This is a genomic window from Sinorhizobium sp. KGO-5, assembly GCF_036245905.1.
GTDB lineage: Bacteria > Pseudomonadota > Alphaproteobacteria > Rhizobiales > Rhizobiaceae > Sinorhizobium > Sinorhizobium meliloti_A.
In genome coordinates this window covers 1,381,432-1,401,375 of sequence record NZ_BDIZ01000001.1, presented here as the reverse complement: position 1 = coordinate 1,401,375, position 19,944 = coordinate 1,381,432, and the positions used below count along the sequence as shown (strand labels likewise).

Here is a 19,944-nt window from a genome sequence, read left to right as displayed (position 1 = left end):
GGATTTTTTTATTGATTGATGGATCAATCAAAAATAAGCTAGAGCCAGAGGAGTTCGAAGATGCCCAAGGTCGGAATGGAGCCGGTGCGCCGCAAGGCGCTGGTCGATGCGGCGCTGCGCGTGATTGGCGACCAAGGGACGCTCGCGGTCACCATGTCGGATATCGCGCGGACGGCCGGCGTTTCGCCCGCGCTCGCGCATCACTATTTCGGCAGCAAGGAACAGTTGCTGATCGCCACCATCCGCAGCCTTCTCGGCAAGCTGCGCGACGACGCCGTGTCTGCGATGAAGGCGGCCTCGACGCCGCGCGCAAAGGTGAGTGCTCTGATCAGCGTGAGTTTTCGCGCCGATCAGTTCGCGCCGGAGACGGTCGCAGCCTGGCTCGCCTTCTATTCGGAGGCGCAACGGTCGGAGGAAGTGCGGCGGCTGCTGGTGATCTATGCGCGGCGGCTGCGCTCAAACCTGCTCGCGGGTCTGAGAGCGCTCTGCCCGGCAGATGACGCGGAACGCATCGCCGAGGGCGCCGCTGCGATGATCGACGGGCTCTACATCCGGCAAAGTTTGAAATCGGCGCCGATCAGCATCGAAGCCTCGGTGGCGCTCACGGAAGATTACGTGAATGCGCATCTGAGGGCGAGCGACGGGAAAGGCTCCCCTCCCCGGGTTTACTCCGAGGATTAGCCCCTCCCTCCCGGCGGGCAGAAGGCGGCGGCAGCCGCAGCTGACAATCGCCGACCGGCCAAGCAAGACGAAGCAAGAATTCGAACCACGAGGAAACGCTCAAGTGACCACCGGGAAGCCGAATATTCTGATCATCATGGTGGACCAGCTGAACGGAAAGCTTTTTCCGGACGGGCCTGCAGACTTCCTGCACGCGCCCAACCTGAAGGCGCTGGCCAAGCGATCGGCCCGTTTCCGCAACAACTACACCTCGTCGCCACTATGTGCCCCAGCCCGAGCATCCTTCATGGCCGGGCAATTGCCGAGCCGCACGCGGGTTTATGACAATGCCGCCGAGTACCAGTCGTCGATCCCGACCTATGCACATCACCTGCGCCGGGCCGGCTATTACACCGCGCTTTCCGGCAAGATGCATTTCGTCGGACCGGACCAGTTGCACGGCTTCGAGGAGCGGCTGACGACCGACATCTATCCGGCCGATTTCGGCTGGACGCCGGATTACCGCAAGCCGGGCGAGCGCATCGACTGGTGGTATCACAATCTCGGCTCCGTCACCGGCGCCGGGGTCGCCGAGATCACCAACCAGATGGAATATGACGACGAGGTGGCATTCCTCGCCAACCAGAAACTCTACCAGCTTTCGCGGGAAAACGACGATGCGAGCCGGCGCCCCTGGTGCCTCACCGTCTCCTTTACCCATCCGCACGACCCCTATGTCGCGCGGCGCAAATTCTGGGACCTCTACGAAGATTGCGAGCACCTCACGCCCGAGGTCGACGCTATCCCCCTCGACGAGCAGGACCCGCATTCGCAGCGCATCATGCTGTCCTGCGATTACCGGAACTTCGAGCTGACGGAGGAGAATGTCCGCCGCTCTCGCCGCGCCTATTTCGCCAACATCTCCTATCTCGACGAGAAGGTCGGCGAACTGGTCGACACCCTCACGCGGACGCGGATGCTCGATGACACCCTCATCCTCTTCTGTTCCGACCACGGCGACATGCTCGGCGAGCGCGGCCTCTGGTTCAAGATGAACTTCTTCGAAGGCTCGGCGCGCGTGCCGCTGATGATTGCCGGCCCCGGTATCGCACCCGGCCTGCATCTGACGCCGACCTCCAATCTCGACGTGACGCCGACGCTTGCGGACCTCGCCGGCATTTCGCTCGAGGAAGTGAAGCCCTGGACCGATGGCGTCAGCCTCGTGCCGATGGTCAACGGCGTCGAGCGCACCGAACCGGTGCTGATGGAATATGCGGCCGAGGCCTCCTATGCGCCGTTGGTCGCCATTCGCGAGGGCAAGTGGAAATACATCCACTGCGCACTCGATCCGGACCAGCTCTTCGACCTCGAGACCGATCCGCTGGAGCTCACGAACCTCGCAGCGAAGCCGCGCGGACCTGTCGACCAGGCAACGCTTACCGCATTCCAGGACATGCGCGCCGCCCATTGGGACATGCAGGCCTTCGATGCTGCCGTGCGCGAAAGCCAGGCCCGCCGCTGGGTCGTCTACGAGGCGCTGAGAAACGGCGCCTATTACCCCTGGGATCACCAGCCGCTGCAAAAGGCATCGGAGCGATACATGCGCAATCACATGAACCTCGACAATCTCGAGGAGTCCAAACGCTATCCGCGAGGAGAATGAGATGAGAGCCCAACCGAAAGCCTCGCACTTCATCGACGGCGAATATGTCGAGGACACCGGCGGCACGGTGATCGAGAGCATCTATCCGGCGACCGGCGAAGTCATCGCCCGCCTCTACGCGGCAACGCCTTCGATCGTCGAATACGCGATCGCAGCGGCGAAGCGCGCACAGCCGGAATGGGCGGCGATGAGCCCGACCGCGCGCGGCCGCATCCTCAAGCGGGCCGCCGAGATCATGCGCCAGCGCAACCGCGAGCTTTCCGAGCTCGAAACGCTCGACACGGGCAAGCCGATCCAGGAAACCATCGTGGCCGACCCGACGTCCGGCGCCGACAGTTTCGAATTTTTCGGCGGCGTCGCGCCCGCCGCACTCAACGGCGATTATATCCCGCTCGGTGGCGACTTTGCCTATACCAAGCGGGTGCCGCTCGGCGTCTGCGTCGGCATCGGCGCCTGGAACTACCCTCAGCAGATCGCCTGCTGGAAGGGTGCGCCCGCACTCGTCGCCGGCAATGCGATGGTGTTCAAGCCTTCGGAAAACACCCCGCTCGGCGCACTTAAGATCGCCGAAATCCTTATCGAAGCGGGTCTGCCGAAGGGCCTCTTCAACGTCATTCAGGGTGACCGCGCGACGGGCCCGCTCCTCGTCAACCATCCGGACGTCGCAAAGGTGTCGCTCACCGGCTCCGTGCCGACCGGAAAGAAGGTGGCCGGCGCCGCCGCCGCGGAACTCAAGCACGTCACCATGGAGCTCGGCGGCAAGTCGCCTCTGATCGTCTTCGAGGATTCCGATCTCGAAAGCGCGATCGGCGGCGCAATGCTCGGCAATTTCTACTCGACCGGCCAGGTCTGCTCCAACGGTACCCGCGTCTTCGTGCAGAAGAAGATCAAGGAGCCCTTCCTCGCCCGTCTCAAGGAACGCACCGAAGCGATCGTCATCGGCGACCCCCTGGACGAGACGACGCAGCTTGGGCCGATGGTCTCGGCGGCGCAACGCGACAAGGTCTTCTCCTATATCGAGAAGGGCAGAGCGGAAGGGGCGCGCCTCGTCACCGGCGGCGGCATTCCCAACAATGTGAGCGGCGAAGGCACCTATATCCAGCCGACCGTCTTCGCCGACGTCACCGACGGTATGACGATCGCGCGGGAAGAAATCTTCGGACCGGTCATGTGCGTGCTCGATTTCGACGACGAGGCGGAAGTCATCCGACGCGCCAACGCCACGGAGTTCGGCCTATCGGCCGGCGTCTTCACCGCTGACCTCACCCGCGCCCACCGGGTCGCCGACCGGCTCGAGGCCGGCACGCTCTGGATCAACACCTATAATCTCTGCCCGGTAGAGATCCCCTTCGGCGGGTCCAAGCAGTCGGGCTTCGGACGCGAGAATTCGGTCGCGGCGCTGAACCACTATACCGAGCTCAAGACCGTCTATGTCGGCATGGGGCCGGTCGAGGCGCCGTATTGAGCTTTGCAGTTATGCCCTCTCGGGTTTGACCCGAGGACTAACCCTCTCCCCGCGCGGGGAGAGGGGACAGGCGCGGCATATCCCTCTTTCCCTCGCGCGCGGGAGAAGGCGGCGGCAGCCGGATTGAGGGGCCATCCCAGAAGCAAGAAAGACCACGCTCATGCAGGCAGATTTCGTCATCATCGGTTCCGGCTCGGCGGGCTCAGCGCTCGCCTATCGCCTGTCGGAAGACGGCAGGAATTCGGTCATCGTGCTCGAGTTCGGCGGCTCCGATGTCGGCCCGTTCATCCAGATGCCGGCGGCGCTTGCCTGGCCGATGAACATGAACCGCTATAATTGGGGCTATCTCTCCGAACCCGAACCGAACCTCAACAACCGGCGCATCACCGCGCCGCGCGGCAAGGTGATCGGCGGCTCCTCCTCGATCAACGGCATGGTCTATGTCCGGGGCCATTCGGAAGACTTCAACCGCTGGGAGGAACTCGGCGCCAAAGGCTGGGCCTATGCGGACGTGCTGCCCTATTACAAGCGGATGGAGCATTCGCATGGCGGCGAAGAGGGCTGGCGCGGCACCGATGGGCCGCTGCACGTCAAGCGCGGCCCGGTCAAGAATCCCCTTTTTCACGCCTTCATCGAAGCGGGAAAAGAGGCCGGCTTCGAAGTCACCGAGGACTATAACGGCTCGAAGCAGGAGGGCTTCGGGCTGATGGAGCAGACGACGTGGCAGGGCCGCCGCTGGTCGGCCGCTTCCGCCTATCTGAGGCCGGCCCTCAAACGTCCGAATGTCGAGCTCATCCGTTGCTTCGCCCGCAAGGTCGTGATCGAGAACGGCCGGGCGACGGGCGTGGAGATCGAGCGGGGCGGACGGATCGAGGTGGTGAAGGCCAACCGCGAAGTGATCGTCTCCGCCTCCTCGTTCAATTCGCCGAAGCTGCTGATGCTTTCCGGCATCGGACCGGCCGCGCACCTCAAGGAGATGGGAATTGACGTGAAGGTCGACCGACCCGGCGTCGGCCGGAACCTGCAGGACCACATGGAATTCTATTTCCAGCAGGTGAGCACGAAGCCGGTGTCACTCTATTCCTGGCTGCCATGGTTCTGGCAGGGCGTCGCCGGTGCGCAATGGCTCTTCTTCAAGAGAGGCCTCGGAATTTCCAACCAGTTCGAGTCCTGCGCCTTCCTGCGTTCGGCACCCGGCGTGAAGCAGCCGGACATCCAATACCACTTCCTGCCGGTGGCGATCAGCTATGACGGCAAGGCGGCGGCGAAGTCGCACGGCTTCCAGGTACATGTCGGCTATAATCTGTCCAAGTCGCGCGGTGACGTCACCCTTCGCTCGTCCGATCCCAAGGCCGACCCGGTGATCCGCTTCAACTATATGAGCCATCCGGAGGACTGGGAGAAGTTCCGCCATTGCGTTCGGCTGACGCGCGAGATCTTCGGCCAGAAGGCTTTCGACCTCTATCGCGGCCCCGAAATCCAGCCCGGCGAGAAGGTGCAGACGGACGAGGAGATCGATGGGTTCCTGCGCGAGCATCTCGAAAGCGCCTATCATCCCTGCGGCACCTGCAAGATGGGGGCGAAGGACGATCCGATGGCCGTGGTCGACCCCGAAACCCGGGTTATCGGCGTCGACGGGCTTCGTGTCGCCGACTCCTCGATCTTCCCGCACATCACCTATGGCAACCTCAACGCCCCCTCGATCATGACCGGCGAAAAGGCCGCCGATCATATCCTCGGCAAGCAGCCGCTCGCCCGCTCGAACCAGGAGCCGTGGATCAATCCGCGCTGGGCGGTGAGCGACAGGTAACTTATTCCGAGAGGAAACCTATCCAGCGCCCGGCTAGGACCGCACCGGTCCAGATCGACATGGAAAGCAGCGCTGAAAGGCGGACCCTCGGGGAGAGCGGCCCGCCTTTGATTGCGTCGCGCCATTGCGGGGTCAGGTGCAATATGGCGGCGTTGAGTACGCCGAGCGCGAGCAGCGTCATCTTCGTCAGGAAGGCGGGGTTGCCGGCATACTCAACCGGGCGAACGCTGAAGAGACAGAAACCGGTGACGATGGCCAACGCGATGCCGATCGCAGCCGCGCGTGAAAGATAGGGGCCGACCACACCGATCGGCACGTCGCGGAAGAAGCCGAGCAGCCGCAGGTCGAGCGGCAGGATCGAACCGACGATTATCCCGATCGAGAGTATGTGGGCGGCATTCACGAAGATGTAGAGCACCGCGGAGCGCCGTATCGCCAAAGCGAAGGGCAACGCCCCGATCCACGTCAGCGCCTCCTCCATCAATTCGTCCGTATGCGCTCCGGATAGATGTCGTAGACCTTGCCGGCGACGGTGATCCGCACGGCCTTCATCCTCTTCTCGTTCCGGTCGAGCGAGCGGTTGCCCAGCACCACGATCGGATCGCCCGCCTTGGCGACCCCCTCCACAAAGCCCGAACGCTGGGTGAGCCGCGGGTTGCCGAGTTCGACCCGCCAGGTGCCGTCATCCGTCGTCTCGACCTGAAGGGTCGGATGCGGCGGCGCCATGGAGATCTCGCGGATCGTCCCTGAAAGCTCGACCTGATCGGCCTCCGCCCAGGACCAGCCGTGATGCGCGTAGGCGCCCGTCACCAGAAGCAGGCTCAGCAAACCGGCCGCGGGGAGGCGTGACGACAAAGACGTAGCCATCGGCATTTCCTTCTCCTGCGTTGATGATGCCTGAACATGGAGCACGCATGGGGCAAGAACAGCGCGCTCACCGATTGTTGAACGGCAGGGTCTCACGGTCCTGCATGGGCAGACGCCCGATTTGTGTTCGAAGGGCATACTCGCTAAGAAAACCTGATGCCTTCGGCCTACACCAAATCGAAACTCCTCCGCCGGTCCAGAGTCCTTTGGGGATCCTACGGCGTCTGGCGGCCAAGACTGGTCTTCTGGGTCGGCGCAATTGCGATCGGCGTGATCAGCGTCGCCTTCGCCGAAGCCGCCGATTGGGCGCAACACGCCTTCCGCCGGCTGACGGATGCCGGGGAATGGAGCTTTCTGCTTCCCCTGCTCCTCACACCTGCGGTTTTCGTCCTCTCTGCCTGGCTCGCCATCCGCTTCTTCCCCAATGCGCAAGGCAGCGGCATCCCGCAGGCCATCGCTGCAAGGCATCTGCATGGCGAGGAAGAGCGCTCGCGCCTGCTGTCGCTGCGGCTTGCCTTCGGGAAGATCCTGCTTACGGTCCTCGGGCTCTTCGGCGGGGCATCGATTGGTCGCGAAGGCCCTACCGTCCAAGTCGGCGCCTCGATCATGCTGCAGGCCGCCCGCTGGGGCGGAATGGCTCACGCGCGCGGGCTCATACTTGCCGGCTCCGCCGCGGGGATCGCGGCTGCATTCAACACACCGCTGGCGGGTATCGTCTTCGCGATCGAGGAAATGAGCCGGACCTACGAGTCTCGCGCAAACGGACTCGTTCTGACCGCAGTTATATTGTCCGGCCTCGCGGCCCTGAGCCTCTCCGGCAACTACACCTATTTCGGCACCAGCTCGACGACGGCGAGCGGCGCCAAGGATTTCCTGCTCATTCTCGCCTGCGGAATAGGCGGCGGGCTTCTTGGCGCCGCCTTTAGCGCGGCCAGCCTTCGGCTGACGCGGCGTATCCGCCGCTGGGCGCAGCCGGCTCCCGTGAAGCGCATGCTCATGCTGGCTGGCGGATGCGGCGTCGCCACCGGCATCGTCGGGGTCCTGTCGGGTGGTGCCACCTTCGGAACCGGCTACGAGCAGGCGCAAGCGGCGGTCGCAGGTGAGCCGCTTCCCTATTTCTTCTTTCTGGGCAAGCTGTTCGCGAGCTTCGCGGCGATGATCTCGGGTATCCCCGGCGGCATCTTCGCCCCCTCTCTTGCGATCGGCGCAGGACTCGGCAGCACGATGAGTTCACTTTTCGGAACCAGCATCGCCTTGGGAGCCGTGCTCGGCATGGCCGGCTATTTCGCCGGCATCGTCCAGGCGCCGATGACCGCCTTCGTCATCATCATGGAGATGACCGGCAACCATCAGGGCGTGATCGCGCTGATGGCCGCATCGATGCTTGGCTATGTCACCGCCCGGCTCGTTTCGCCCGAGCCGCTCTATCACGGTCTTTCCAGAACATTCATCGCCCAGAGCATTCTCCTGCGCAGGAGCAGCGCGAAAAGCGAAGCCGCACCTCAGTGAGGCACCGGCCACGGGCGCCTTTTTCAAGGCCTCTGGGGATCAGAGAGATATTTGCTCCGTTCGCGCGGCATTAGAAACCGCTATTTCTGTCCATTGTCATGAACGGCTGCCATATTCCGTGCAAATTGCAACAGGATGCAGCCATGACGACGCAATCCCGCAAAGCAGAAGTGGCGGTCGACGCGGAAGAGTTTGCCCTCGAGGCAGAGGCCCAGGCCATCAACGACGAGCTCGAAGGGCTGGATCTTTCCGGCCGTCTGGCATTCATCGCCGGGCTGGAAGGCCGCGCGGTCTTTACCACTTCGCTCGGCATCGAGGACCAGGTCATTACCGCCGCGATCGGCAGCAGCCATCTCGATATCGAAGTCGCGACGCTGAAGACCGGCCGTCTTTTCGACGAGACCGTGGCCCTGATCGACAAGACCGAGGAGACCTATGGCATCCTCATCAAGCGCTATTATCCCGAGAAAGCCGATATCGAAGCCTATGTGGCGCAATACGGCATGAACGGGTTCTACGAAAGCGTCGAAGCCCGGCACGCCTGTTGTGGCGTGCGCAAGCTGAAGCCGCTTGCGCGCGCACTCGAAGGGGCAAGCTACTGGATTACCGGCCTGCGGCGCGGGCAGTCGGGCAACCGTGCCACGACCCCTTTCGCTGAAGCCGACGTCGAGCGCGGGCTCATCAAGATCAATCCGCTCGCCGACTGGGACATTGAGACGATCCAGGCCCACGTCGCGGCAGAGGCCATCCCCGTCAACCCGCTGCACAGCCGCGGCTATCCGTCGATCGGTTGCGAGCCCTGCACCCGGGCGATCAAGCCCGGTGAGCCGGAGCGCGCCGGGCGCTGGTGGTGGGAGAACGATGAGAAGCGCGAATGCGGCCTGCATGTGCCGGAAGCGGCTTCCTCGATCATCCCCAACGCCAGCAACGCGGCCTGAGCGCCACGCGCGCACCCGAAGACCACGATCTTCCCCCCGGAGTTAGCAATGCCCCACACTCTTCCGGAAACGGAACTGCATAATCCGCAGAGCACGAAACCGCCGCTCGATCCGCATCTGAAGGCGCTGGAGAACGAAGCGATACACATCTTCCGCGAGGTTGCGGCCGAATTCGAGCGCCCCGTAATGCTTTACTCGATCGGCAAGGATTCGTCGGTCCTGCTGCATCTTGCGCGCAAGGCCTTCTATCCCGGCCGCATCCCCTTCCCGCTCCTGCATATCGATACGGGCTGGAAGTTCCGCGAGATGATCGCATTCCGTGACGAGATGGCCGCGAGATACGATCTCGACCTCGTCGCCCACACCAATCCGCGCGGCGCAGCCGAGAACGTCACGCCGTTCACGCACGGATCGGCGCTCTATACCGACATCATGAAGACCGAAGCGTTGCGCCAGGCGCTCGACGCGGGTCAGTACGACGCCGCATTCGGCGGCGCGCGCCGCGACGAGGAGGCAAGCCGTGCCAAGGAGCGCATCTACTCCTTCCGCACGCCCGATCATCGCTGGGATCCGCGCAATCAGCGCCCGGAACTCTGGAACGTCTATAACGGCATGATCCGCAAGGGCGAGAGCGTCCGTGCCTTCCCTCTGTCCAACTGGACCGAGGTCGACATCTGGCGCTACATCCAGGCGGAAGAGATCCCGATCGTTCCGCTCTATTTTGCCAAGAAGCGCCCCGTCGTAGAGCGCGACGGCATGCTGATCCTCGCCGAGGATCCTCGCCTCGAGCTGCTTCCCGGCGAGGTCAAGCGCGAGGAAGTCATCCGCTTCCGCACGCTCGGCTGCTTCCCGCTCACCGGCGCGATCCGCTCCGAAGCCGACACGCTCGACGACATCATTGCCGAACTTGAAACCGCGACCGTCTCCGAACGTCAGGGCCGCGCGATCGATCGCGATCAGGCCGGTTCGATGGAAAAGAAGAAACGCGAAGGATATTTCTGATGACCGCACCGGCAGCAGCGAACGCAGTCCTGGATCAAACCGTCGTATCCCTTCCGATGCAGGAGACTGCGCGGGTCGTGCGCGACACGCGCCCCCTTCGCCTCATCACCTGCGGCAGCGTCGACGACGGCAAATCGACGCTGATCGGCCGGCTGCTTTGGGACACCAAGGCGGTCAAGGAAGACCAGGCGGCAAGCCTTCAGCGCGATTCCGGCGGCAAGCAGAACGATCTCGGCCTTCCGGATTTCGCTCTCCTGCTCGACGGCCTTCAGGCCGAGCGTGAACAGGGCATCACCATCGACGTGGCCTATCGCTATTTCGCGACCGACAAGCGCTCCTTCATCGTCGCCGACACGCCCGGCCACGAGCAATATACCCGCAATATGGCGACCGGCGCTTCGACCGCCGACCTCGCCGTGCTGCTCGTGGACGCGCGCGTCGGCCTTTTGGAGCAGACCCGCCGCCACGCGACGATCGCGACGCTGATGGGCATCCGCCAGTTCGTGCTCGCCGTCAACAAGATCGACCTGACGAATTATGACCGCGCCCGCTTCGACCAGATCTCGCACGAGTTCCGGGAGCTGGCCCTTTCGCTCGGGGTGCGCCAGGTCACCGCAATCCCGGTCTCGGCGCTCAAGGGCGAGAACGTCGTCTATGACGGCCGCGCTTCCATGCCCTGGTATGACGGCCCGACGCTCATCGAAATTCTGGAGCTTGCCACGACCCGCTCCGCCCAGACCGTCGGCTTCCGCCTGCCGGTGCAGCGCGTATCGCGCCCGGGAGAGAGCTTCCGCGGCTATCAGGGCACGGTTGCAGGCGGCTCGGTGAAGCCGGGGGACTCCGTCGTCATCCTGCCGTCGGGCATGGTCGCCAATGTGAGCAAGATCGTCACCTTCGATCTCGTGCGCAATGCGGCGGTAGCCGGAGACGCGATCACGCTGGTGCTCGACCGCCAGGTGGACGTTTCCCGCGGCGACGTGATCGCCTCGATCGACAGCCAGCCGATGACCGGGCTCGCCTTCGATGCGCAACTCGTGGCGCTGCAGCCGGAAGGCATCCAGCCGGGCAAGCGCTACTGGCTGAAGTCCGGCAGCCGCCGCCAGCGCGTGCAGGTGCAGCCGGTCAGCCAGCTCGAACTCAAGAGCGGCAAGTGGAACCACGCAGACGAACTGCCGATGAACGCGATCGGCAAGGTGCACCTCGCCTTCGACGAACAGGCGATCTTCGACACCTATGAGCAGAACCGCACGACCGGCGCCTTCATCCTGATCGACCCCGACACCAACAACACGGTGGCGGGCGGCATGATCACTGCCAAGCGCGCCGCGCTCGGGGGCATCCATGCCGAGGAAAGCCGGGTAATCCTGTCGCTGCCGGCAGATCTTGCCGATCAGCTCATGGCGACGGAGCTCTTCGCCGCCCGCCGCGAAGAAGTTGAGGTGCGCCGGATAACCGCCGCGAAGGCGGTGGGTATCATCGACTCGATCGACGGCTGATGCTCTTACCGTTTGCCTGTCAGCGAAGGGGCCGCATGGCCCCTTTTTGCTGCTCTGATCGGGAGACGGTCTGAGTGCAGGCACGCGCTTCTAAGGTGGAGGCCGTCAATACGGTCAGGCCCGCCGCTCGACCGTTGCGAGGTCGATCGTCAGCGGCTGTGGATCGGCATGATTCCAAAGCTGGTAGCCGACTACACTGCCCAGAATGGCGGCCCAGACGAGAATTTCGCGCAGAGTGAAGATGGGTTCCTTCGACATCGCTGCCTCACGGGTTTGCGTTTGAAGGATATTCGCTCCGATTGTTCACTCCGATAAGACGGATTTTCAGGAACAACCCGTTTCTCTGTGAACAATAAAGGTGCGGCAAAGGCATCGGCCGCCGCAATGTGAGAGCGACCAGGCAAACCGGCAGAAAGCCGGAAAAAAAGATACGGTTGGGGGAGATTTACAGCTGGTCGGAGTGGAGTGATTCGAACACTCGACCCCCACGTCCCGAACGTGGTGCGCTACCAGACTGCGCTACACTCCGTGACCAGCGGCGCCTCTATAGAACAGCATTTTTGATTTCACAAGCGCCTATCGCAAAAAAGACCGCGCTGAAGGTGAAAATGTTCCGGCCGCCGGCACGTCCCATCTCATAAGCGATAGGGCGTTTCTGCAACGCTCTCCAATTTCCTCTGCGGCAATGCTCCGAGCCGATTTTCTTTCACGGCTTTTAGCGCTAGAGCCTCGGCGGACTGCAAGGAAAACCGGGGATTCCGGCCCTTCCGCGCCGCAGGTTTCAGGACATATCTAAGGGACAGACACATGAATTTCCGCATGATGACGGCGGGCGCCCTCGGGCTGCTTCTTGCCGGCTGCACGACGACGACCGGGATCACGAGAAATGCGGTCGAGGCACGCTGGCTCGGCCAGCCGGCAGGGCCCTTCTTCGCTCAGTTCGGGCCACCCATTTCCGACGTCGAAGCGGGCGGCGACACCATTTATAGCTGGAAGGGCGGTTACAAGACGCGCAGGATCCCGGCGGAATACGAAAAGACCGCCGACGGCAAACGCGGCAAGCGCATCTCTGCCGCGCGCACGGAATATCTGAGCTGCTCCGTTCAGCTGACCGTCTCCTCCGACTACGTCATCCGCGCGATCCGGATCGCCGGCGACCGCAAGCGTCCGAACGGGCCGAGCTGGTGCGAGGAGTTTTTGGGCGGCGCAAAGGCGGAGTAGTCAGCTCGAACCGTCTCGGCTACCTCGGCTACCCCCGGGCCCGCTGCCGAAAGCCAGCGGGCCTGCTTCGTCATCCGGGACTGCCTTTCATACTCATTCGCTGGCGGCCTCGGCCGCACTCTTCCGACGTTTCGCGCGCGTTTGCCCCGGCCGAGACGCTGCTGCCGGCGCGGCTGTGCGGCCATCGAACAGCTCGCGGACCAGCCCCTCGATGCTGGCGAGATCGCGAAGATGGATGTCGCGCTGGCCGAAGGGCATTTCGATCTTTTCCTCGCGGAAGCGTTTGGCGATTTCGAAACGCATATCGCTCGCCGCCCCCGCATCGGCGTTGATGTTGCCGACGTGGCAGAACAAGGTGAACTGCAGGGCATCGGCTCCGAAATCGGTGAAGGAAACGAAAGGCTCCGGAATTCTCAAGACCCGCGGATTGTCCATGGCGATTTCCAGCAGAACCCGCCGCACCTGCTCCGGGTCCGATTCATAGGAGACCCCACCGGAATCTTCAGGCGCGCCGAGAAGTCGCCATGCATCCAGTTGACCACCTGGCCGCTGATCAGATCGGCATTGGGTACGATCACGGTCACATTGTCGAAGGTCTGGATCTGGGTAGCCCTGACGCTGACGCGCTGGACGATGCCCGTATTCGGGCCGACCTCGATGCGGTCCCCGACCTTGAAGGGCCGTTCGGCAAGCAGGATGATCCCGCTGACGAAGTTGTTGACGATGGACTGCAGGCCGAAACCGATGCCGACGGACAGGGCGCTGGCGACGATTGCGACGTTCTGGAGGTTGAGACCCGCATAGGAAAAGGCCACGAGACCCGCGATTGCAGCGCCGACATAGCCCACCCCCGTATGGATCGACGTCCTGAGGCCGGTGTCGAGGCTGGTTTGCGGCAAAAGGCGGCCGTCGAGCCACCTCTGGAAACCGCGCGTTGCGACGATCACGACGACGAAAACGACGATCGCGCCGAGAATCGCAGAAGGCGAGAACGAAAATCCGGCGATCTCGAATCCGAAGAAGGCGGAAGTGAAGGTGCCGACCACATCCTCCGACTGGATGCCCCAGGGCGCGAGAAGGGCCATAACGGCTACCATGATCACGATCAGGCGCGCGAACCCGGCAAGGATCACACCGATCTGGCTGATCGTGTTGGGCTTCAGGCCGATCGCCTGCCGCATGAAGCCGCCGATCCGCGTCTGCACCGAAAAGCCGTAGGAAATCGCCTCGTCCGCAAGACGCAGCAACAGCACGAGGCTCATCAGCACCGCCGTCGTGAAGACGATCTGCAGCGCGGCGAAGCGTCCGAAAGCCACGAAGCCGGCGAGCGGCGCAATAACGGTGAGCGCGGCGACCGCCCAGGTAACCGGAATGAGCAGGCGCCACGCCGAGCTCGTTCCCTGCGGATTCTCGTCATCATCTTCGCGCGCGACAAATCTGAGCGCGACCATGGCGAGAATGCCGAGCGCGATGGCACCGAGGCCTTGGGCCGCGACGGCAAAGGAGAGGGGCGCATGAGTCGCCTTCAGGAACGCGTCGAGGGCAAGGCCGCCGACATTCACCACAGCCATGGCCACTATTATCGGAATCAGCCGCTCGGCCGCCGTGTCCGTAACCTCGACGAGCCGCCAGCTGGGCCGTTCCGGTGCGAGAACGGCGATCGAGAGTCCGTAAAAGAAGGATGCGAAGGTCAGCCCGAAAAGGACCGGCCGCAGGACCGTCGCCAGATCCGCCGGGAGAACCTTCAGAATGGACATGGCTTGGTAGAGCACGAAGAAGGCGACAGCCGGGATCAGCAAGTTCGCAAGCGTGATGGCCGCCGCTGCGGTCGCCTTGGCGAGCCCCGACGGGTGGAGAACCGAAGGGTCGCGGCTCGTGCGCCGAGTAAGCCAGCGCCGGCCCGGCGACAGGAGAAAGGCGGCGAAGCCAATCACGACCACGAGAATGCCCGCGGCCGAACGGCCCGTGCGTTCGACCAGGGCGCCGAACCAGTACCCGACCACGCGGGACTGGTCTGCCAGCGTCTCCGGTGTCGCGGCGGCCAGATCGAACCAGAAGGAAGGATCGGCAAGGCTCTGCGAGCGCTGCAGAATGGAGCTCGTAAAGAGGGCCCGCCGCCGCTCTCCGATCGTGTCTATATCCTGCTGGCCGCGAAGCGCGATGAGATCGGCCTGCTGGACGACGCCCTGCAGGCCGGCCGCCTCCGACTGTAGTTGCGCCTGTTCGGATTTGATCGCTTCGGTCTGGTTGCGGGCGGCCTGCTCGTCGGCCGGCTTCAACTGCTCGATGCGCTGATTGACGAGCTGCAATCGCGGCTGCAGGGCTGCCTTGAGCCCGGCGGCTTGCATGGGAATCTTGGCGATCTGGCTGCGCAGCTGTGAAAGAGTGACGTCGTCTACGCGTTCGGCCTGGAGCGCGGCCTCCACACGCTCCAGCGTCGCTTGCCAGGCATCGATGCGTGCCTGCTCCTCCGGAAAGGCTTTCGGCGGCACCTCCGGTAAGGCACTACTCTGGCCCTGCACATCGGCTGCTGCGCCGGCTTCCGGCTGTCCGCCGCCGTCCTGGGCAAGGGCAGCCGGTGCAAATGTCAGCAGGAATGCGACGAGAAGCAATCGAAGCAATGTGCTGACCGAACGGGCCTGATCCAAAGCTCTTTCGAAGGTTGGGCCCGTCGCGGATGTGCGACGAAGAAGGAACCGCATGCTCGTCATTATCAGTCCTATTCCGGTGTTCTGCATCGTGCCTCTGCCGAGCGCGGTGAAGCCGAGCCCGGGGTTTGCAAAGGCGCACCATAAGGTTGCCGACCGGATTATCCAACCTCACCCCGCCGATTTGCGCCGGCTATCCGGCCGGGAGCGCCTCGCAGACGCCGGCACGACGGCCGCATTCCGAACGGAGACACCGCTCGGAGATTCGACGCGTCGGCTTTCGCCGGCAGCCATTATCGGCATATTGCAGGAGGTTGTTGCCCGCCTCGATCCGTCCGCGTCCGAGGCAGCCCTTACGAAATTTCCGCCGCGCAAATCTCGGCCGTCAGGAGGCGAGGCGTTGCGCCCTCACAGGGTGCTTGCGAGATTCTGTGCTTTCTCTGCGAGGCACTTGTCACGGTTCTCGAAGTCGTATTCCAGGGCGATGAACGATACGTCCTCGCCGATGCCCTGGACTCTCAGCTCTATATATTTGATCGCGTCCTTGAGCTTCGAACCATGCGCGACTGACCATTCGTATCGGTGCATCCGCTCGTTCTGCGTTATGGACATCACCCAGTCACGCCTTTCATGCCAGCGTGGACCTGCCTTCAAATGCTCGAAGCGCTTTCCCCTGCCGTAAATATCTTCGAGTTCCTGTACAATCTCTTCGAACTTCGATCGAACGTCCGTTCCGAATCGATCCTTCCTGAACATCATCGATCCCGCACTGACACGGCAAACACCAAATCTTTCGCTGATTTCTGCTGCGTATACTTCAAAATCGGGGTGACGCCTCGGGACGGAACGAAGATTATATATGCCGCCGTGTGGCGCTACGTTTCTGAGTTCAAGAGAATTTTTACTCTGCCCCTGCTCTATGCCGAATGGACCCGCGCACGCTTCATATGCGATAATCAACGATGCAAGGCAGTGTGCGACATTGACAAGAATAATCGCTTTCATCTTCGCTATCCTCAGCGCGAATACACCTACAGGAAATAGGCGAATACGTTTCTTGTCAATCATAAATACTAAAATGCATTTCAGTCCTCGATGAGACCGCCAAAAATATGCATTATTTTATATAACTTATAAGGGTATAAGATTTCTGCCGAACCCGCATTTTCTCTGGGACCTATTCCCCCAGGGGCGCCAAATACGTCTGAATATGACTGCCGCAGAAGAACGGTGCTTTTCGGTTTTCATGCCGGTAAACCGAATTACAGTCGGCAGCTCTGTCGTCGAGCGCATCGACCACGCCGTCATCTTCGGCAAGGTATAGGTTCGGTGGTGTGAAGTGTGGCTGGGGCGCCTGGATTCGAACCAGGGAATGGCGGTACCAAAAACCGCTGCCTTACCGCTTGGCTACGCCCCAACTAAACTGGCAGGTAATCTCTTCGCCAAATCGAGCGCCTGATTAGCAAAGCTCGTGCGCGCTCACAATGCTTAACTTCGTTTGGCGCGCAGATTTATCGCTCGCGGTCCGGCAGCAATCTCAGGCCCGAACCGATGTTTCCTCCGCCCGGCCTTTGGCCTATGGTCGCGCCGCCCCCTAAAACTCCCGAGGGTGACGTGCAAGCGGGAGGCCGAGTGGATGACAGGCCAGGACATGCAAGCTCCGGAATTCGACCTCGATTTCAAGCCCGCCTATGGCGAACCGGTGAGCGTAGCCGAGAACGTACAGCGCATCACGGTCAACAATCCCAGTCCGTTTACCTTCCACGGCACGAACACCTATATTGTCGGCCGAAGTTCGGTCGCGATAATCGACCCCGGCCCCGAGGACGAGGCACATTTCCATGCGCTGATGGCCGCACTCAAAGGGCGCGAGGTGACGCATATCGCCGTCAGCCATACCCATCGCGACCACTCTCCGCTCGTCGGCAGGCTCGCCCGGGCAACCGGCGCGATGGTCGTGGGCGAAGGACCGCACCGGGCAGCCAGGCCGCTGCATGCCGGCGAGGTCAATCCCTTCGCCGAAAGTTCGGACATGGACTTCGTGCCCGATGTCGCGCTTTGCGACGGGGCACACGTCGAAGGCGACGGCTGGAGCCTGACGGCGGTAGCGACGCCGGGGCACACGGCCAACCACATGGCATTTGCGCTCGATGGAACCGGAATCCTCTTTTCCGCCGATCATGTGATGGCCTGGGCGACGAGCATCGTCGCGCCGCCGGACGGAGCCATGGCCGATTACATGGCCTCGCTCGACAAGCTGCTCCAGCGCGACGATCGGATCTACCTGCCAGGCCATGGCGGTGCGGTCAACGAGCCTGCCTCCTTCGTGCGGGCGTTGAAGGCGCATCGCAGGATGCGCGAGCGCGCGGTGCTCGAACGCCTGCGTGCGGGCGACCGGCAGATCGCCGACATGGTCAAGGTGATCTATGCCTCGACCGACCCACGGCTGCACGGCGCTGCGGCACTCTCGCTGCTGGCGCATATCGAAGACCTCATCGAACAGGGGCGCGTCGAAACAGAGGGGCCGCCGTCGCTCGCCAGCGCATACCGGCTGGCGTGACGCGGTTGGATCGCTGAAAGGCGCAATCCGCGGCAGAAAACCGCGCGCACTCTCTAATCGCCCGCGATCCCCAGGAGCTCGGCGTCGAGGTCGCGCAGGAACTCCTCCGCGAACATGGCTCCCATGCCGAGGTCATGGCGGCCGTAGCGCGAAGCCACGCGCAGATCGACGAAGGTCGTTTCCGCCTCTTCGCGCAATCTGATCAGCACGTCGAATCGGAAGCCGACGACAAGGCTCCGCCACTCGCCTTGCAGGACGACGTCGCTGGATCGCCGTCCCGGTATGCCGTCGTCGACCAGTTGCGTGGGTCGAGCGGTTGGAACGGGGATGACGTTCGGTCCGGCATTCGCATCCCCGCCTGCCTCGGGTCGTACGGCGAGGTCTTCGAGGTCCGCCCGCGCGTTGTCGGCGCCGAACTCAGCAGTGATGGTGATCCGCGTCTGCTCGACGACCTTGCGCACGCCCTGGAATACACGGTCCAGCGCCCCTTCGTAGCGCCGGCCCGTAAGCCCCGGATAGGCTTCAACCTGCGCCTCGCGGTCTTCCCGCGTCACCGGACGCTTGCGCCCGAGCCAGCTTTCCCCTGATGCCGGCGTCCTGATCCAGGGCGGGGGCGTCGAGGTATCGGTACTGACCTCGTAGAGCGCCGGTCGCGTCAGGTATTGCACGGCCCCATAACCGAGGAATCCGAGCGGAACCGCCGCGTAGAAGAGCGCCGAAACGGAAGCGGCCCCGCCGATCGCTGCCACCTGCCAAAGACGCGTGAGCCCGACCGTTGCCAGCACGACGCTAAGGAGAGCCAAGCCCCCGGCGATCAACGCCAGCGTCAGAAAGTGCGGCGTCGTCAGAGGACCGAAACGATGCGACAGCAGCGACAGCAGAAAAACGATGAAGGCGATGCGGGCGATGCGGCGCGCCCAATGTGCCGCGTAGGAATAGGGACGCTCGTACCGGACAATCATCTAACGGAATCAATCCCCGAGGCGGAAAAGGACCTCGCCTTTCTTAGACCATGGCTCGGGTAGTGCAAACCCCGTATCTTTCCCCCATCGGCGATGGAGATCACCCCATGGAGGCCAAAGAGAGAATGCGGGCGGCGAATTTGGCGGCGCCACTCACACGGGTGCCGCAAATTTGCCATTCTCGTTAACCACCTATTCAGGTTTACTATTTGGCCGGACACACGGCGCTGTAGCATTTGGAGGCATCGGCCGTCGTCGCCGGCAAGAGGCGCGGCAAATCAACGGAGAGACATCATGGCCGCACAGCAATCTACCATGGAGATCGCCATCCCCGCCCCTCCGCCCCCGGTCGGCGAAGCCGCGATGCCCATGGCACTTCTCGAGTTGGAGCTTTCGCTCGATCGCTTTTCCGGCGACAAGGACGATTTCGTCGGCTTCACACATAAGGTGGCTCACGACATCGGCGCCGAGCTGCTCTTCGTTCTGCCGGCTTCCGGTCTCGTCGACGATTGCGTGACGATCGCCGCGATACGCCACGGCCAGGCGGAGGATAAGACACCGATCATCCTGTTCATCTGTCTCGCTCAGGACGGCACCACCATCCGCGTCGAGCAGCCGAGCGAGCACACCGCCGGTCTCAAGAGCTTCGCCAACTCCTTCGTCGGCGTCCTCGAGCGGATCTGAACCGCACTCCGTGGGGCGATTGACCAGCTATGCGCAACGGGCGCATGATGTCGACGAGTTGAATCGCGCCCACGGGTTTCGTCTTATGCGTTGCATTATCATGCCTGTCGTCCAGCGGAATGCCATCGGACTCTGTCCCCGCGAATGGGTGCCGGTCAGGAGGCAAGGATGACGACGATGACCATGAGACTGCTTGGCCTTGCGGCCGTGGGGCTGGTGCTTGCCGCGTGCCAGTCGATGTCGCCGCAGGAACGTCGAGCGAGAGACGAAAATACATGCGCCTCCTACGGCTTCAGAAGGGGCACGGATGCGTTCGCAAACTGCCTGCAGCGCATAGATCTCGATCGTCGGGCGGAAGCGCGCGCTTTCCGGTACGACAACGACGTCTTCCTGCGCGGCCCCTATTACTGGCACTGACCGGCGAGACGGCTCACAACTCCGGACGAAGATCGACGACCG

General features: G+C 62.9%; 17 protein-coding genes, 2 tRNA genes and 1 pseudogene. 12 read left to right on the top strand and 8 right to left on the bottom strand.

Annotated elements, in window-relative coordinates:
* Window positions 1-60 precede the first annotated feature (60 nt).
* The 4 genes from betI to betA all read left to right on the top strand — a co-directional run bounded on the left by betI (window position 61) and on the right by betA (window position 5,598).
* Complete coding sequence (gene betI, locus BHD07_RS06620) at window positions 61-681, top strand: transcriptional regulator BetI (RefSeq protein ID WP_338278545.1); 621 nt, start codon at window positions 61-63, stop codon at window positions 679-681.
* Between the two features lie 103 nt (window positions 682-784).
* The gene (betC, locus tag BHD07_RS06615) at window positions 785-2,323 is read left to right on the top strand and encodes a choline-sulfatase (RefSeq protein WP_338278543.1); all 1,539 of its coding nucleotides are present in this window, start codon (window positions 785-787) and stop codon (window positions 2,321-2,323) included.
* 1 nt (window position 2,324) lies between these two features.
* Window positions 2,325-3,788 carry a betaine-aldehyde dehydrogenase gene (betB, locus tag BHD07_RS06610; protein WP_338278541.1) on the top strand — a complete coding sequence of 488 codons (1,464 nt, stop codon included), beginning with the start codon at window positions 2,325-2,327 and terminating at the stop codon, window positions 3,786-3,788.
* Between the two features lie 160 nt (window positions 3,789-3,948).
* The gene (betA, locus tag BHD07_RS06605) at window positions 3,949-5,598 is read left to right on the top strand and encodes a choline dehydrogenase (RefSeq protein WP_100674555.1); all 1,650 of its coding nucleotides are present in this window, start codon (window positions 3,949-3,951) and stop codon (window positions 5,596-5,598) included.
* Window position 5,599: 1 nt separating this feature from the next.
* Here betA and BHD07_RS06600 read toward each other — a convergent pair whose 3' ends face one another.
* Entirely contained in the window at window positions 5,600-6,079 is a 480-nt protein-coding gene (locus tag BHD07_RS06600) for a DUF6644 family protein (protein ID WP_018094486.1), read from the bottom strand.
* Window positions 6,079-6,465, bottom strand: coding sequence for a DUF6152 family protein (locus BHD07_RS06595; RefSeq protein ID WP_026168560.1), 387 nt, complete (start codon window positions 6,463-6,465; stop codon window positions 6,079-6,081). Before BHD07_RS06595 ends, BHD07_RS06600 begins: the two co-directional genes overlap by 1 nt.
* 156 nt (window positions 6,466-6,621) lie before the next feature.
* On the opposite strand from BHD07_RS06595, the gene BHD07_RS06590 reads away from it, so the two are divergent.
* From BHD07_RS06590 to cysN, 4 genes are all read left to right on the top strand, one after another.
* Window positions 6,622-7,974: a chloride channel protein gene (locus BHD07_RS06590; protein ID WP_100674572.1), complete on the top strand. Its 1,353-nt coding sequence runs from the start codon at window positions 6,622-6,624 to the stop codon at window positions 7,972-7,974.
* A 143-nt stretch (window positions 7,975-8,117) separates the two neighbouring features.
* Complete coding sequence (locus BHD07_RS06585) at window positions 8,118-8,912, top strand: phosphoadenylyl-sulfate reductase (protein ID WP_338278536.1); 795 nt, start codon at window positions 8,118-8,120, stop codon at window positions 8,910-8,912.
* A gap of 48 nt (window positions 8,913-8,960) precedes the next feature.
* Entirely contained in the window at window positions 8,961-9,914 is a 954-nt protein-coding gene (cysD, locus tag BHD07_RS06580) for a sulfate adenylyltransferase subunit CysD (RefSeq protein WP_127711630.1), read from the top strand.
* Window positions 9,914-11,410, top strand: coding sequence for a sulfate adenylyltransferase subunit CysN (gene cysN, locus BHD07_RS06575; RefSeq protein ID WP_338278532.1), 1,497 nt, complete (start codon window positions 9,914-9,916; stop codon window positions 11,408-11,410). The genes cysD and cysN overlap by 1 nt, the downstream gene beginning before the upstream one ends.
* A 114-nt stretch (window positions 11,411-11,524) precedes the next feature.
* On the opposite strand, the gene BHD07_RS06570 is transcribed toward cysN, so the two are convergent.
* Both BHD07_RS06570 and BHD07_RS06565 read right to left on the bottom strand, forming a co-directional pair.
* Window positions 11,525-11,668, bottom strand: coding sequence for a hypothetical protein (locus tag BHD07_RS06570; RefSeq protein WP_127711632.1), 144 nt, complete (start codon window positions 11,666-11,668; stop codon window positions 11,525-11,527).
* 194 nt (window positions 11,669-11,862) lie between these two features.
* Window positions 11,863-11,939, bottom strand: a tRNA-Pro gene (locus tag BHD07_RS06565).
* Window positions 11,940-12,217: 278 nt separating this feature from the next.
* Between BHD07_RS06565 and BHD07_RS06560 the strand changes: the two genes are divergently transcribed.
* Window positions 12,218-12,631 (top strand): hypothetical protein, encoded by a 414-nt coding sequence (locus tag BHD07_RS06560; RefSeq protein WP_275596615.1) that lies wholly within the window; start codon window positions 12,218-12,220, stop codon window positions 12,629-12,631.
* Between the two features lie 93 nt (window positions 12,632-12,724).
* Here BHD07_RS06560 and BHD07_RS06555 read toward each other — a convergent pair.
* The 3 genes and pseudogenes from BHD07_RS06555 to BHD07_RS06545 form a co-directional block, all read right to left on the bottom strand.
* Window positions 12,725-15,342: pseudogene (locus BHD07_RS06555) on the bottom strand (DUF3772 domain-containing protein).
* Between the two features lie 345 nt (window positions 15,343-15,687).
* The gene (locus tag BHD07_RS06550) at window positions 15,688-16,284 is read right to left on the bottom strand and encodes a hypothetical protein (protein ID WP_338278527.1); all 597 of its coding nucleotides are present in this window, start codon (window positions 16,282-16,284) and stop codon (window positions 15,688-15,690) included.
* Window positions 16,285-16,621: 337 nt separating this feature from the next.
* Window positions 16,622-16,696: transfer RNA gene (locus BHD07_RS06545), tRNA-Gln, on the bottom strand.
* A gap of 234 nt (window positions 16,697-16,930) precedes the next feature.
* Between BHD07_RS06545 and BHD07_RS06540 the strand changes: the two genes are divergently transcribed.
* Window positions 16,931-17,839, top strand: coding sequence for an MBL fold metallo-hydrolase (locus BHD07_RS06540; RefSeq protein WP_338279338.1), 909 nt, complete (start codon window positions 16,931-16,933; stop codon window positions 17,837-17,839).
* Between the two features lie 53 nt (window positions 17,840-17,892).
* On the opposite strand, the gene BHD07_RS06535 is transcribed toward BHD07_RS06540, so the two are convergent.
* Complete coding sequence (locus tag BHD07_RS06535; RefSeq protein ID WP_324763065.1) at window positions 17,893-18,801, bottom strand: DUF1499 domain-containing protein; 909 nt, start codon at window positions 18,799-18,801, stop codon at window positions 17,893-17,895.
* A gap of 294 nt (window positions 18,802-19,095) precedes the next feature.
* Between BHD07_RS06535 and BHD07_RS06530 the strand changes: the two genes are divergently transcribed.
* Both BHD07_RS06530 and BHD07_RS06525 read left to right on the top strand, forming a co-directional pair.
* Entirely contained in the window at window positions 19,096-19,485 is a 390-nt protein-coding gene (locus BHD07_RS06530) for a hypothetical protein (RefSeq protein ID WP_100674560.1), read from the top strand.
* Between the two features lie 168 nt (window positions 19,486-19,653).
* Window positions 19,654-19,902 carry a hypothetical protein gene (locus BHD07_RS06525; RefSeq protein WP_018094472.1) on the top strand — a complete coding sequence of 83 codons (249 nt, stop codon included), beginning with the start codon at window positions 19,654-19,656 and terminating at the stop codon, window positions 19,900-19,902.
* Window positions 19,903-19,944 lie beyond the last annotated feature (42 nt).